Source organism: Streptomyces sp. NPDC094032, from assembly GCF_040303965.1.
Lineage (GTDB): Bacteria > Actinomycetota > Actinomycetes > Streptomycetales > Streptomycetaceae > Streptomyces.
Genome location: NZ_JBEOUE010000008.1, coordinates 174,889 through 187,880 on the forward strand (window position 1 = coordinate 174,889; position 12,992 = coordinate 187,880).

The 12,992-nt window shown below is 73.8% G+C and carries 14 protein-coding genes; 10 read left to right on the forward strand and 4 right to left on the reverse strand.

Annotated features, from left to right (window positions below):
- Window positions 1–26: 26 nt before the first annotated feature.
- Window positions 27–1,688 (reverse strand): FAD-binding dehydrogenase, encoded by a 1,662-nt coding sequence (locus ABTZ54_RS14610; protein ID WP_351662052.1) that lies wholly within the window; start codon window positions 1,686–1,688, stop codon window positions 27–29.
- An 84-nt stretch (window positions 1,689–1,772) separates the two neighbouring features.
- Here ABTZ54_RS14610 and ABTZ54_RS14615 point away from each other — a divergent pair, with 84 nt between their 5' ends.
- From ABTZ54_RS14615 to ABTZ54_RS14655, 9 genes are all read left to right on the forward strand, one after another.
- Entirely contained in the window at window positions 1,773–2,435 is a 663-nt protein-coding gene (locus ABTZ54_RS14615) for a TetR/AcrR family transcriptional regulator (RefSeq protein WP_351662055.1), read from the forward strand.
- Window positions 2,432–3,223, forward strand: coding sequence for a glucose 1-dehydrogenase (locus tag ABTZ54_RS14620; RefSeq protein WP_351662058.1), 792 nt, complete (start codon window positions 2,432–2,434; stop codon window positions 3,221–3,223). The genes ABTZ54_RS14615 and ABTZ54_RS14620 overlap by 4 nt, the downstream gene beginning before the upstream one ends.
- Window positions 3,224–3,263: 40 nt before the next feature.
- Window positions 3,264–3,779 carry an NUDIX hydrolase gene (locus ABTZ54_RS14625; protein WP_351662061.1) on the forward strand — a complete coding sequence of 172 codons (516 nt, stop codon included), beginning with the start codon at window positions 3,264–3,266 and terminating at the stop codon, window positions 3,777–3,779.
- A 120-nt stretch (window positions 3,780–3,899) separates the two neighbouring features.
- The gene (locus ABTZ54_RS14630) at window positions 3,900–4,295 is read left to right on the forward strand and encodes a YidH family protein (RefSeq protein WP_351662063.1); all 396 of its coding nucleotides are present in this window, start codon (window positions 3,900–3,902) and stop codon (window positions 4,293–4,295) included.
- Window positions 4,292–4,624 carry a DUF202 domain-containing protein gene (locus ABTZ54_RS14635; RefSeq protein ID WP_351662066.1) on the forward strand — a complete coding sequence of 111 codons (333 nt, stop codon included), beginning with the start codon at window positions 4,292–4,294 and terminating at the stop codon, window positions 4,622–4,624. Before ABTZ54_RS14630 ends, ABTZ54_RS14635 begins: the two co-directional genes overlap by 4 nt.
- A 116-nt stretch (window positions 4,625–4,740) precedes the next feature.
- Window positions 4,741–5,037, forward strand: coding sequence for a hypothetical protein (locus ABTZ54_RS14640; protein ID WP_351662069.1), 297 nt, complete (start codon window positions 4,741–4,743; stop codon window positions 5,035–5,037).
- An 88-nt stretch (window positions 5,038–5,125) separates the two neighbouring features.
- Window positions 5,126–6,037 carry an MBL fold metallo-hydrolase gene (locus ABTZ54_RS14645; RefSeq protein WP_351662072.1) on the forward strand — a complete coding sequence of 304 codons (912 nt, stop codon included), beginning with the start codon at window positions 5,126–5,128 and terminating at the stop codon, window positions 6,035–6,037.
- A 138-nt stretch (window positions 6,038–6,175) separates the two neighbouring features.
- Complete coding sequence (locus tag ABTZ54_RS14650; protein WP_351662075.1) at window positions 6,176–7,213, forward strand: phosphotransferase family protein; 1,038 nt, start codon at window positions 6,176–6,178, stop codon at window positions 7,211–7,213.
- Window positions 7,214–7,219: 6 nt separating this feature from the next.
- Window positions 7,220–8,434 carry an acyl-CoA dehydrogenase family protein gene (locus ABTZ54_RS14655; protein WP_351662078.1) on the forward strand — a complete coding sequence of 405 codons (1,215 nt, stop codon included), beginning with the start codon at window positions 7,220–7,222 and terminating at the stop codon, window positions 8,432–8,434.
- A 15-nt stretch (window positions 8,435–8,449) separates the two neighbouring features.
- On the opposite strand, the gene ABTZ54_RS14660 is transcribed toward ABTZ54_RS14655, so the two are convergent.
- The 3 genes from ABTZ54_RS14660 to ABTZ54_RS14670 are packed head-to-tail and all read right to left on the reverse strand — an operon-like array spanning window position 8,450 to window position 11,561.
- Window positions 8,450–9,043, reverse strand: coding sequence for a TetR/AcrR family transcriptional regulator (locus tag ABTZ54_RS14660; RefSeq protein ID WP_351662081.1), 594 nt, complete (start codon window positions 9,041–9,043; stop codon window positions 8,450–8,452).
- Between the two features lie 41 nt (window positions 9,044–9,084).
- The gene (locus ABTZ54_RS14665) at window positions 9,085–10,791 is read right to left on the reverse strand and encodes an AMP-binding protein (protein WP_351662084.1); all 1,707 of its coding nucleotides are present in this window, start codon (window positions 10,789–10,791) and stop codon (window positions 9,085–9,087) included.
- On the reverse strand, window positions 10,788–11,561 hold the full coding sequence (locus tag ABTZ54_RS14670; protein ID WP_351662087.1) for an SDR family oxidoreductase: 774 nt from the start codon (window positions 11,559–11,561) through the stop codon (window positions 10,788–10,790). The genes ABTZ54_RS14665 and ABTZ54_RS14670 overlap by 4 nt, the downstream gene beginning before the upstream one ends.
- A gap of 153 nt (window positions 11,562–11,714) precedes the next feature.
- On the opposite strand from ABTZ54_RS14670, the gene ABTZ54_RS14675 reads away from it, so the two are divergent.
- Window positions 11,715–12,989, forward strand: a complete 1,275-nt coding sequence (locus ABTZ54_RS14675) for an exo-beta-N-acetylmuramidase NamZ family protein (protein WP_351662090.1) — start codon at window positions 11,715–11,717, stop codon at window positions 12,987–12,989.
- The last annotated feature ends 3 nt before the right edge of the window (window positions 12,990–12,992 follow it).

A 12,992-nucleotide genomic window follows, 5' to 3' on the forward strand; every position in this document is an offset into this window, starting at 1 on the left:
GCGCTCCAGGGCCTCGTCCGTTCCCGTCAGCCGACCGCCCGGGCCGCCGCCCGGCCCGCCGCGCGCCCGGAGAAGAGGCAGCCGCCGAGGAAGGTGCCTTCGAGGGAGCGGTAGCCGTGGACGCCGCCGCCACCGAAGCCCGCCGCCTCGCCCGCCGCGTACAGGCCGGGCAGCGGTTCGCCGGTCTCGGTGAGGACGCGGGAGGAGAGGTCGGTCTGGAGGCCGCCGAGGGACTTGCGGGTGAGGATGTTCAGGCGTACGGCGATCAGCGGGCCGGCCTTCGGGTCGAGCAGGCGGTGCGGGGCGGCCGTGCGGATCAGGCGGTCGCCCAGGTACTTGCGCGCGCCCCGGATCGCGGTGACCTGGAGGTCCTTGGTGAAGGGGTTGGCGATCTCCCGGTCGCGGGCGGTGATCTCGTGGCGCAGCGCGGCCTCGTCGATCAGGTCCTCGCCGGTGATCCGGTTCATGCCGCGCACCAGGGCGGCCAGGTCGCGCTCGACGACGAAGTCGGCGCCCTTGTCCATGAAGGCCTTCACCGGTCCCGGCACGTCGGCGCAGGCGCGGCCGATGACGTCGCGGACCGACTTGCCGGTGAGGTCGGGGTTCTGTTCGGAGCCGGAGAGGGCGAACTCCTTGCCGATGATCCTCTGGTCGAGCACGAACCAGGTGTGGTCGTGGCCGGTCCGCATGATGTGTTCGAGGGTGCCGAGGGTGTCGAAGCCGGGGAAGAGCGGGACGGGCAGCCGCTTGCCGGTCGCGTCCAGCCAGAGCGAGGACGGGCCGGGCAGGATGCGGATGCCGTGCCGGGCCCAGATGGGGTCCCAGTTCTCGATGCCCTCGGTGTAGTGCCACATCCGGTCGCGGTTGACGTGGTGCGCGCCGGCCTTCTCGGCGATGCCGAGCATCAGGCCGTCCACATGGGCGGGGACGCCCGAGAGCATGCGGGCGGGCGGGGTGCCGAGCCGCTCGGGCCACTGGGCGCGGACCAGGTCGTGGTTGCCGCCGATGCCGCCGGAGGTGACGATCACGGCCTGGGCGCGCAGGGTGAAGGCGCCGGTGGCCTCGCGGCCGCTGGCGGTGCCGCGCGGGGCGTCGGAGGGGGCCAGGATCTCGCCGGTGACGGTGTCGAGATCGCCCGCGGTACGGGCGAGGCCGGTCACCCGGTGGCGGAAGCGGAAGCGGACCAGACCGCGGGCCACGCCCTCGCGGACCCGGGCCTCGAAGGGGGCGACCAGACCGGGGCCGGTGCCCCAGGTGATGTGGAAGCGGGGGACGGAGTTGCCGTGCCCGTTGGCGTCGTAGCCGCCGCGCTCGGCCCAGCCGACCACCGGGAAGAAGCGGACGCCGAGGCCGTGCAGCCAGGCGCGCTTCTCGCCGGCCGCGAAGTCGACGTACGCCTCGGCCCAGCGGCGCGGCCACTGGTCCTCGGGGCGGTCGAAGCCGGCGGTGCCGAGCCAGTCCTGGAGGGCCAGGGCGTGGCTGTCGCGGATCCGCATCCGGCGCTGTTCGGGCGAGTCGACGAGGAAGAGGCCGCCGAAGGACCAGTGGGCCTGGCCGCCGATCGACCGCTCGGGTTCCTGGTCGAGCAGGATCACGGACCGGCCGGCGTCGACCAGCTCGGCGGTGGCGACGAGTCCGGCGAGACCGGCTCCGATGACGATGACGTCGGCGTCGTAGGCAGGGGGCATGGTCCGCATCTTGGATACACCGATGTATCGAGTCAACGGTTCGAGGCCCTCCCTTTTTCTAATGCCGGGCATTAATATGAACGCATGGCAAGGACGTCAGGGCCCGAGACCCGGGAGAAACTGATCCGTGCGGCGGAGGAGGTCTTCGCCGCCCAGGGCGTGGACGGCGCCCAGCTGCGGGACATCGTGGCGCGGGCCGGACAGGGCAATCCGTCCGCCGTCCAGTACCACTTCGGCTCCCGCGCGGGACTGCTCGACTCCGTGATGGCCGGCCGCCAGCTGCGCACCGAGCAGGTGCTCGCCCCGCTCCTCGCCGCCGCCCCCGACGAGCCGCACGAGCTGGTCGCCGCGCTGGTCGCCGCCGAGTCGAGCGAGTTGCGCACCGACCGGGGCCGGCGCTGTCTGCGGATCTCCGCGCAGCTCAGCCACGAGAGCGGGATCCGCACCCGCTCCCCCCACCCCACGCTCGCGGGCACCGCCTACTGGCGTCTGATCGAGCGCCTGGAGACCTGCCCGGCCGTCGCCGTGCTGCCCGAGCCGCTGCGCCTGGAACGTCTCGACCTGGCGCTGACCGTCGTGGGCGCGGCGATGGCCGACCGGGCCCGGCAGTACCTCGACGGCACCGAACCGCTCACCGGAGAGGCGCTCTTCCTCGCCGATCTGGTCGAGACCACCACGGCGCTGCTCCTGGCCGCACAGCCCCGGAGCGGCGCGCACCCCCAAGGGCCCCGAAAGGACCGCACATGAGCGAGAACACCACCCCGAACCACCCGCACGACCTGACCGGCCGGACCGTCCTCGTCACCGGCGGCGCCCGTGGTCTGGGCGCCGAGGCCGCCCGGCAGGCCGTGGCCGCCGGGGCCAACGTGGTGATCACCGACGTGCTCGACGAGGAGGGCAAGGCCACCGCCGCCGAGCTCGGCGAGCGGGCCCGGTTCCTCCACCACGACGTGACCTCGGAGGAGGAGTGGGCGGCGGCCGTCGCGTACGCCGTCGAGGAGTTCGGCGGGCTGCACGGCCTGGTCAACAACGCCGGCATATCGACCGGCGCCCTGCTGGAGACCGAGTCGGTCGAGCACTTCCGCAAGGTGCTCGACATCAACCTGACCGGTGTCTTCATCGGCATGAAGGCCGCGGTCCCCGCGATGCGGGAGGCGGGCGGCGGCTCGATCGTCAACATCTCCTCGGCCGCCGGTCTGATGGGCCTCGCGCTGACCGCCGGTTACGGCGCCTCCAAGTGGGGCGTGCGCGGTCTGACGAAGATCGGCGCGGTGGAGCTCGGCACCTCGCGGATCCGCGTCAACTCGGTCCACCCGGGCATGACGTACACCCCGATGACCGCCTCCGTCGGCATCGAGAAGGGCGAGGGCAAGTACCCCAACACCCCGATGGGCCGGGTCGGCGAGGCGCACGAGATCGCGGGCGCGGTCGTCTTCCTGCTCTCGGAGGCCGCCTCGTACGTGACGGGCGCGGAGCTGGCGGTGGACGGCGGCTGGACGACGGGTCCGACGGTCAAGTACGTGATGGGGCAGTGAGCCCGCACGCGTGAACGACGGCGGTGGTTTCATGGGGCCCATGAGCGCTGCCGATGAGGTACTCGACGTCGTCGACGAGAACGACGTCGTGATCGGACAGGCCCCGCGCGGTGAGGTGTACGCGCGGGGCCTGATCCATCGCTGCACCTTCATCCGGGTGCGGGACGCCGAGGGACGGGTCTTCGTCCACCGCAGGACCCCGACGAAGCTGGTCTTCCCGTCGCTGTACGACATGTTCGTCGGCGGGGTCGTCGGCGCCGGCGAGTCCTACGACGACGCGGCCCTGCGGGAGGCCGAGGAGGAGCTGGGCGTGTCCGGGCTGCCCCGGCCCGAACCGCTGTTCCGCTTCCTGTACGACTCCGGGGGCGTCGCCGGGAAGTGGTGGTCGGCCGTGTACGAGGTGCGGTGCGAGCTGCCCGTCCGGCCGCAGCCGGAGGAGGTGGCCTGGCACGCCTTCCTGCCGGAGGCGGAGCTGGAGGCACGGCTCACCGACTGGGAGTGGGTGCCGGACGGGCGGGCCGCGTACGAGCGGCTGCGGGGGCTGCGGGCGGGGTGAGACCCGGGCGCGGTTGGTGAGCGGGGCGGGGCGGGCCTGGGCGTGCGGGGCGCCGTGAGCCGGGCCGTGGGCGGGGGCCGTCGCCGGGCGGTGTGATCATCCGACGGATAGGGTGCCCGCGTGAGCGACTTCATACAGAGCCTGCGGCTGTGGTTCGCGCCGCAGCGCCTCCGGGAGGAGGGCGAGACCCCCGACTACCGCTTCTCCCTGGCCAACGAGCGGACCTTCCTCGCCTGGATCCGGACCGGGCTCGCGCTGATCGGCGGCGGCTTCGCCGTGGACCAGTTCCTGCCGGACCTGCGCTGGGGCGTCCGGGTCGGGCTGGCGCTCGCGCTGCTCGCGGCGGGTGTGCTGTGCGCCCTGCGCGCCGTGAACCACTGGGTGCGCTGCGAGCGGGCCATGCGGCGCGGCGAGGACCTGCCGGTCTCCCGTTTCCCCGCCGTGCTGAGCCTGGCGGTGGCGGTGGTCGCGGTCGCGATGGTGGTGGTCGTCGTCTTCGGCTGGGCCGGACGGTGACCGGGGCGGGCGACGGGGGCGGGCCACCCCTCCGGGACCCGGGGCTCCAGCCCGAGCGCACCCGGCTGGCCTGGCGGCGCACCACCCTGTCCTGCACGGTCACGGCGGTGCTCGCGGGCAAGCAGGCGATCCACGAGGGCGTGACGGCGACCGGTCTGCTCGCGGCGGGGCTCTCGGCGCTGGTGTGGATCGGCTTCCTCGCGGTGGCGCACCGCAGGATCCAGTCGCTCGGCGCGGTGCGGCCGAGGCAGCTGTCGCTGCGGAGCGCCTGGCTGACCGCGCTGTGCACGATCGCGTTCGCGGGGTTCGCGGTGGCGATCGTGCTCTGAGCGGCCGTGGGCGAGGCCCTCCGCAGAGACCCGCACCCGACCCGCACCCGACCTGAAGAAACGGGCATTCCGGACTAGCCTGAGGTGGTCAGCCGTCCCCTCGCAGAGGCGGAACCATGACCGTCACCCACCACGAGCACCCGACCCACGCGCACAGCCACGGCCCGTCCTGCGGGCACACCTCCGTCCCCCACCGGGACCACATGGACTACGCGCACGACGGGCATCTGCACCGCGAGCACGCGGGGCACTGGGACGAGTGCGAGTCCTCCGCGCACGTGGCGCACACCCACCCCGACCACACGCACGGACCGGAGTGCGGGCACACCGCCGTCCCGCACGGCGACCATGTCGACTACGCCCACGACGGGCACCGGCACGCGGCGCACGGCAACCACTGGGACGACCACTAGGGCCTGCCGTCGCCCCCGGTTTCCCCCGGACCCGGCGCGACTGGCACCCTTCCCCTGTCCAGTCGGGCTCTCATCCAGGGGAACTCCTGTGTCTGCCACCGATCCTTACGTGGTCGAACTCGCGCCGAACGTCCACGCCTTCGTCCAGCCCGACGGCGGCTGGTGCCTGAACAACGCCGGCTTCCTCGGCGACCGCGGCGAGACGCTGCTCGTCGACACGGCCGCCACCGAGCGGCGGGCCCTGCTGCTGCGCGACGCGGTCCGCGACGCGGGGCTCGCGGCGCCGCGCACGATCGTCTCCACGCACCACCACGGCGACCACACCTACGGCAACGGGGTGTTCCGGCCGGAGGCGCGGATCATCGGCCACGAGAACTGCCGGGCCGAGCAGCTCGCCGCCGGGCACCAGCTCCATCTGCTGTGGCCGCAGACCGACTTCGGCCGGGTCGAGATCCTGCCGCCCCACCTCACGTACCGGGACTCCCTCACGCTGTACGTCGGCGAGGTGGAGGTGCGGGTGATCCACCCGGGTCCGGCGCACACCACCGGCGACTCGATCGTCCATCTCCCCGAGCACGGCGTCGTGTTCACCGGCGACCTGGTCTTCCACGGCGGCACGCCGTTCCTGCTGACGGGCTCGCTCGCCGGTTCGCTGCGCGCGCTCGCCCTGCTGCGCGGGCTCGACGCGCCCACGGTGGTGCCCGGGCACGGCCGGGTGACCGACCCCTCCGCGTACGACGCGACCGAGCGCTATCTGCTCTGGGTGCGGGAGCTGGCCCGGGAGGGCCACGCGAAGGGGGCGTCCCCGCTGGAGACGGCCCGGGGCGCGGAGCTCGGCGAGTTCGCCGCGTGGCGCGAGAGCGAGCGGCTGGTCGCCAACCTGCACCGGGCGTACGCGGAGCTGGACGGCCTGCCGGAGGGGCACCCGCTGGACCCGGTGGCGATCTTCGGGGACATGGCCGCGATGAACGGCGGGGCGCCGGTGGCCTGCCACGCCTGACCGGCGCCGCCCGGCGACGACCATCGCCGCCGCCTGGCGGGCCCGCCGCGCCGCCCCTCGCCGGGCGGGCCCCTCTGGACGACATACCGACTGGTCGGTCATCATGAACGCCGACGCCGACCCCGGAGGTATCCGCACATGAGCTCCACCCCGCCGCCCGGCTCCCCGCCCCCCGGTCTCGACCCCGAGCGGCTGCGTGCCTTCCTCGACCGTGAGCGGCCCGGCCTCGTCACCGGTCCGCTCACGGCCCGGCTGATCGAGGGCGGCCGGTCGAACCTGACGTACCAGGTGACCGACGGCACCGGCCGCTGGGTCGTGCGGCGCCCGCCGCTCGGCCATGTCCTCGCCACCGCGCACGACATGAAGCGCGAGCACCGGGTCATCAGCGCCCTGCGGACCACCGCCGTGCCCGTGCCGGGGACGGTCGCGCTCTGCGAGGACGAGTCGGTGCTCGGAGCGCCGTTCTACGTCATGGAGTTCGTGCCCGGCACGCCGTACCGCTCGGCGGCCGAGCTCGCCCCGCTCGGCCCCGCCCGTACCCGCGAGGCCGTCCTCGGGCTCGTCGACACCCTCGTCGACCTGCACGCCGTGGACCCCGCCGCCGTCGGGCTCGACGACTTCGGGCGGCCCGAGGGCTTCCTCGACCGCCAGCTGCGCCGCTGGGGCAAGCAGCTCGCCGCCTCACGGGGCCGCGAACTGCCGGGCATCGACGAGCTGCACGCCGCCCTGGGCCGGGGCCTGCCCACCTCGCCCGCGCCCACCGTCGTGCACGGCGACTACCGGCTCGACAACGTCCTCATCGGCGCGGACGACCGCATCGAGGCCGTCCTCGACTGGGAGATGTCCACCCTCGGCGACCCGCTCACCGACCTCGGGCTGCTCGTCATGTACAGCGCGCCCCTGGAGCTGCCGGACTCCCCCATCTCCACCACCGCGTCCGCCGCCGGCCATCCCACGCCCGCCGAGCTGATCGAGCGCTACGCCGCCCGCTCCGGCCGGGACACCGGCGCCGTCTCCTGGTACACGGCCTTCGCCTGGTTCAAGCTGGCCGTGATCCTGGAGGGCATCCACTACCGCTACACCCTCGGGCAGACCGTCGGCGCCGGCTTCGACCGGATCGGCGAGCTCGTCCCCGTCTTCATCGAGCACGGCCTCACCACCCTCCAGGAAGGCTGACCCGTCATGGACTTCGCGTACGACGCCCGCACCGAGGAACTGCGGGCCAGGCTCCTCGCCTTCATGGACGAGCACGTGTACCCCGCCGAGGCCGTCGCCCACGAGCAGCGGGCCCGGCTCGCCTCCCCGTGGGACACCCCGGCGGTCGTCGAGGACCTGAAGGCCGAGGCGAAGCGCCAGGGGCTGTGGAACCTCTTCCTCCCGGACGAGGAGTACGGGGCGGGGCTCACCAACCTCCAGTACGCGCCGCTCGCCGAGATCACCGGCCGCAGCCCCCAGCTGGCGCCGACCGCCCTCAACTGCGCCGCCCCCGACACCGGGAACATGGAGGTGCTCGCCCAGTTCGGCGACGAGGCGCAGAAGAAGCAGTGGCTGGAGCCGCTGCTCGCGGGCGAGATCCGCTCGGCGTTCGCCATGACCGAGCCCGAGGTGGCCTCCTCCGACGCGACCAACATCGAGACCCGGATCCGGCGGGACGGCGACGCGTACGTCATCGACGGGCGCAAGTGGTACATCTCCGGGGCGATGAACCCCGACTGCCGGATCTTCATCGTCATGGGCAAGACCGACCCGGACGCCGCCGACCAGCGCCGCCAGCAGTCGATGATCCTGGTGCCGCGCGACACCCCCGGCGTCGAGGTGCGCCGCGCCATGCGGGTGTACGGCTACGAGGACCACTCCCACGGCGGCCACGCCGAGGTGGTCTTCGACGGCGCCCGGGTCCCGGCCACGCACCTGATCGGCGAGGAGGGCGGCGGCTTCGCCATCGCCCAGGCCCGGCTCGGCCCCGGCCGCATCCACCACTGCATGCGGCTGATCGGCATGGCCGAGCGGGCCATCGAGCTGATGTGCCGGCGCGCGGTCTCCCGTACCGCCTTCGGCAAGGCCCTCGCCCAGCAGGGGGTCGTGCAGAACTGGATCGCGGACGCCCGGGTCACGGTCGAACAGCTGCGGCTGCTCGTCCTCAAGACGGCCTGGCTGATGGACACCGTCGGCAACCGGGGCGCCCACACCGAGATCCAGGCCATCAAGATCGCCACCCCGCGCGCGGTGGTCGACATCATCGACCGGGCGGTCCAGCTGCACGGCGCCGGCGGGGTCTCGCAGGACTTCCCGCTCGCCGAGCTGTGGGCCGGGGCGCGCACCCTGATGCTGGCGGACGGGCCCGACGAGGTGCACCAGCGGTCGCTGGCGCGCCGGGAGCTGAAGAAGTACCTCTGAGCCCGCCGGACCTGCCTACGGGCGCAGGGCCCGCAGCAGGAGGTCGGCCAGGTGGTCGGCCACCTGCTGCGGGGTGAGCGGGCCGTCGGGGCGGTACCAGGTGGACAGGTGGTGGACCGACCCGAAGTGGTAGTCGACCACCAGGTCGGCGGGGGTCGCCGCGGAGAACACCCCGGCCTGCTGGCCCTCCTCGATCAGGGCCCGGAACCGCTCGTGGTAGCGGCGGCGCTCGGCCCGTACCTGCTTGTTCTTCTCCGGGCTGAGGTGGTGCATGGAGCGGAAGAAGATGGCGGCGTCGTCGAGGTTGTCGATCGTGGTGACGACGACGTCGGCGGCGGCGTCCCGCAGCCGCCGCTCCACCGGGGCGTCGGCGCCCGCGAAGGCGTCGAGGCGCTCCTGCTGGAGGCGGAGCACCCTGGCGTAGACCTCCTGGAGCAGGTCCTCCTTGGAGCCGAAGTAGTGGTAGAGCGCGCCCTTGGTGACGCCCGCGGCCTCGACGATCTCCTGGACGGAGGTCCGGTCGTACCCCTGCTCCGCGAAGAGCCGGGTGGCGGCGGCGAGCAGCCTCTGGGGGACGGGGACCCCGTTGCCGTCCGTCGTCCTGGCCATGCTCCGCCTTCTTTCGTCCATGCCGGCGCTCGTGCCGGTGTTCACGTCCGGGACCGCAGGTCCCGCCTGAGGATCTTCCCACTTGTCGTCTTGGGGAGCTCCGCCAGGATCTCGACCTCGCGCGGGTACTTGTACGCGGCGAGCCGCTGCTCACAGTAGGCGGAGAGCTCGGCGGGGCCCGCATCGGCGCCGGGCCGCAGGCTCACGTACGCCTTCACCGTCTCGCCCCGGTAGGCGTCGGGGACGCCTACGACGGCGGCCTCGCGGACGGCCGGGTGGGTGTAGAGGACGTCCTCGACCTCGCGCGGCCAGACCTTGAAGCCGGAGGCGTTGATCATGTCCTTCTTGCGGTCGACGACGTACAGCCAGCCGTCCGCGTCCATGAAGCCGATGTCGCCGGTGCGCAGCTCCCCGTCGGGGAAGGTGGCGGCGGTGGCCTCGGGCAGCCGCCAGTAGCCGGGGACGACCTGGGGGCCGCGGACGGCGATCTCGCCCTGCTCGCCGAACGGGACCTCGGCGCCGTGCTCGTCGAGGATCCGCACGACGGTGTCGGGGCCGGGGACGCCGACGGAGAGCGTGCCGGAGGCGGGGTCGACGGGCGCCTCGGCCTGCGGCGGCACGGAGGCGCAGGGGGCGGTGCACTCGGTGAGGCCGTAGCCGTTGCGCAGGTACGGGCCGAAGCCGGCGCGGAACCGTTCGACGAGGGCGGGCGGCACGGGCGCGCCGCCGGAGCTCATCACGAGGAACGAGGAGAAGTGGCCGGGGGTGGCGGCCGGGTGGGCGGCGAGCGCCATGTAGGCGGTGGAGGGGCCGACGGTGTAGGCGGGCCGGTGCTCCAGGAAGGCGTCCAGGACGACCCCGGCCTCGAAGCGGTAGGCGAGGGCGAGGGTGCCGCCGTTGGCGAAGCAGGCGCCGAGTTCGCAGACGAGTCCGGTGATGTGGAAGAGCGGGGCGAGGGCGAAGTAGACGGCGCCCTCGGGGACGGGGTGGCCGGTGCGCTGGCGTTCGGCGTTGTGGACGATGCCCCGGTGCAGGTTGAGGGCGCCCTTGGGGGTGCCGCTGGTGCCGGAGGTGTAGCTGATCAGGGCGATGTCGTCGGTGGCCGGGTCGCGGCCCTCGGGGGCCGGGTGTCCCGCGCGGGCGACGGAGAGCAGGTCGTCGGCTCCCTGGAGGGCGTCGGCGGCGGCCTTCTCGAAGCCCAGGACGCGGGGGTCGTCGCGGGTCTGGAGCTCGCGCTCGAAGGCGGTGAGGGCGGTCCGGACGCCGGCCTCGGCGGCGGTGTCGCGGAGGTAGGCGTCCCAGGCGCGGTCGGAGCAGACCAGGGCGGTGGCGCCGGAGTCCCGCAGGGCGTGGCCGACCTCGCCCGCCTTGTACATGGGGTTGAGCGGGACGACGGTGGCGCCCGCCTTCCAGGCGCCCAGGAGGGCGAGGACGAAGTGGGGGCTGTTCTGGAGCATGACGGCGACCCGGTCGCCGCGTCCGACGCCCCGGGCGGCCAGGTGTCCGGCGACGGAGTCGGAGAGGGCGTCGGCCTCGCGGTAGGAGATCCGGCCGTCGAAGTAGGCGAGGGCCGGGTGGTCCGGGGTGCGGGCGGCGGCGGCGCGGAAGGCGTGCAGGACGGTGGGGGGCGGGCTGATGGGGGCCCGCTGGGCCGCGCTGAGGCGCCCGAGCCAGGGCCGGGCGGCGTAGATCGATCCCGTACGGCCGCCGTCCGTGCCGTCATCGGCGTCCCGTCCCTGCCCGCTCATGCGCCCGTCCCTTCCCACTTCCGCTGGATGTGGTTCATATTGCCCAGCCACCGTTCGGGCTCGGTCGCCCGGGCCCGGTAGTAGTCGGCGACCTCGGGGTGGGGCAGGACGAGGAAGCGGTCGGCGGCCATGGCGTCGAAGAGGGCGTCGGCGACGTCCTCGGGCTCGATGGCGGTGGGGGCGAGGACGAGTTCACCGGCCGTCCCGGAGGCGGTGAGCATGTCGGTGCGCACGCCCTGCGGGCAGATGGCGTGCACCTTGAGGCCGCGGTGGCGGTAGGTGAGGGAGAGCCATTCGGCGAAGGCGTACGCGCCGTGCTTGGAGACGCTGTACGGCGCGGCGCCGATCATGGTGAGCAGTCCGGCGGCGGAGACGGTGGAGACGAAGCGGCCGGTGCCGCGCTCCAGCCAGTCGGGCAGCAGCACGCGGGCCGCGCGGACGTGGGCCATGACGTTGACGTCCCAGGCGGCGGCCCAGACCTCCTCGTCGGCGAAGGCGTCGCCGGGCGAGGCGAGTCCGGCGTTGGCGCACCAGACGTCCACGGTGCCGCCGAGCGCTGCGCGGGCCTCCTCGACGATCCCGGAGGCGTCCCCGGGGACGGCGAGGGCGCCGATCTCGTCGGCGACGGCCTTGGTGCGGCCGGGGTCGATGTCGTTGACGACGACCCGGGCCCCCTCGGCGGCGAACCTGCGGGCGAGCGCGGCCCCGATGCCGCCACCCGCGCCCGTGACGACCACAGCGGCCCCCTCGACGCCCTGCACCGTACTCATCGGCGGCCCACCTCTCCGTAGCGACTGTGCGGGCAGACTAACCGGTCGGTATGGAGCCGGGGAAGACTCCGGCGGTACGCCTCGTTCCGCGCGGGCCGGTGGAGCGCTAGCGTGCGTGCCCATGTCAGGAAAGGCGATCAAGGAGGTTTCCGCATGAGCCTGTCCAGACGTGGCCTGCTGGCCGCGGGCGGCGCCCTCGGCGCCGTGGCGGCGGCCGGTACGGGGTCGGCGGCGGCGCACGCGGCCCCGCCGGGGCCCGGCGGGGAGGGCGTGCCGGGCCGCCGGGTCCGCACCGGGTTCGAGCGGCTCGCCGCCGACGGGTACGCGCGGCTGGCCGGGCAGCGGGTCGGCGTGGTCACCAACCCGACCGGCATCACCGCCGAGGCCCGGCACATCGTGGACGTGATGCACGCCGACGAACGCGTCGACCTGGTCGCCGTCTTCGGCCCCGAGCACGGCTTCCGCGGCACGGCCCAGGCCGGCGGCTCGGAGGGGCGGTACGACGACCCGGCGACCGGCCTTCCGGTCTACGACACGTACCTGAAGAGCGGGCAGCCGCTGGCCGACGTGTTCACCGCCTCGGGCGTGGACACCGTCGTCTTCGACATCCAGGACGTGGGCGCGCGCTTCTACACGTACATCTGGACGCTCTACGACTGCATGGTGGCGGCCTCGCTGGCCGGGAAGCGCTTCGTGGTCCTCGACCGGCCGAACCCGGTGACGGGCCGGGCCGCGCTGGGGCCCGTCCTCGACCGGGCGTACGCGACCTTCGTCGGGCGCGAGCCCATCGCGCAGGCGCACGGGATGACGGTGGCGGAGCTGGCCCGCCTGTTCAACGGGGAGTTCCTCGCAAAGCCGGTGGCGCTGGAGACGGTGGCGGCGAGCGGCTGGCGGCGCGGGGAGTTCTTCGACGCCACGGGGCTGCCGTGGGTGCCGCCGAGCCCCAACATGCCGACGCCGGACACCGCGCTCGTCTACGCGGGCACCTGCCTCTTCGAGGGCACCAACCTCTCCGAGGGGCGCGGCACCACCCGCCCGTTCGAGCTGCTCGGCGCGGAGGGGATCGACGGCCGCTGGGCGGAGGCGGCGAACGCCCTTGAACTGCCCGGGGTGCGCTTCCGCGAGGCGTACTTCGCGCCGACCTTCTCCAAGTTCCAGGGGAAGACCGTGGGCGGGCTCCAGCTGATGGTCCACGACCGCGCGGCCTTCGACCCGGTACGCACCGGGATCGCGCTCCTTGTCACCGCGCGGCGGAGCTGGAGCGGTTTCGCCTGGCGCGCCGACAACTGGATCGACAAGCTGACCGGTTCGAGCCGGGTGCGCACCCTGATCGACGCGGGGGCGACGGCGGACGAGGTGGCGGCGGCCTGGGAGACGGACCTGGCGGCGTTCCGGGCGCTGCGGCGCGCGTACCTGCTCTACCACTGACGG

What these genes read in the sequence shown, in the direction of transcription:
- ABTZ54_RS14610 (WP_351662052.1), bottom strand. Translation starts at nt 1,688, where the DNA reads ATGCCCCCTGCCTACGACGCCGACGTCATCGTCATCGGAGCCGGTCTC.
- ABTZ54_RS14675 (WP_351662090.1), top strand. Translation starts at nt 11,715, where the DNA reads ATGAGCCTGTCCAGACGTGGCCTGCTGGCCGCGGGCGGCGCCCTCGGC.
- ABTZ54_RS14650 (WP_351662075.1), top strand. Translation starts at nt 6,176, where the DNA reads ATGAGCTCCACCCCGCCGCCCGGCTCCCCGCCCCCCGGTCTCGACCCC.
- ABTZ54_RS14620 (WP_351662058.1), top strand. Translation starts at nt 2,432, where the DNA reads ATGAGCGAGAACACCACCCCGAACCACCCGCACGACCTGACCGGCCGG.
- ABTZ54_RS14625 (WP_351662061.1), top strand. Translation starts at nt 3,264, where the DNA reads ATGAGCGCTGCCGATGAGGTACTCGACGTCGTCGACGAGAACGACGTC.
- ABTZ54_RS14640 (WP_351662069.1), top strand. Translation starts at nt 4,741, where the DNA reads ATGACCGTCACCCACCACGAGCACCCGACCCACGCGCACAGCCACGGC.
- ABTZ54_RS14670 (WP_351662087.1), bottom strand. Translation starts at nt 11,561, where the DNA reads ATGAGTACGGTGCAGGGCGTCGAGGGGGCCGCTGTGGTCGTCACGGGC.
- ABTZ54_RS14665 (WP_351662084.1), bottom strand. Translation starts at nt 10,791, where the DNA reads ATGAGCGGGCAGGGACGGGACGCCGATGACGGCACGGACGGCGGCCGT.
- ABTZ54_RS14615 (WP_351662055.1), top strand. Translation starts at nt 1,773, where the DNA reads ATGGCAAGGACGTCAGGGCCCGAGACCCGGGAGAAACTGATCCGTGCG.
- ABTZ54_RS14660 (WP_351662081.1), bottom strand. Translation starts at nt 9,043, where the DNA reads ATGGCCAGGACGACGGACGGCAACGGGGTCCCCGTCCCCCAGAGGCTG.
- ABTZ54_RS14655 (WP_351662078.1), top strand. Translation starts at nt 7,220, where the DNA reads ATGGACTTCGCGTACGACGCCCGCACCGAGGAACTGCGGGCCAGGCTC.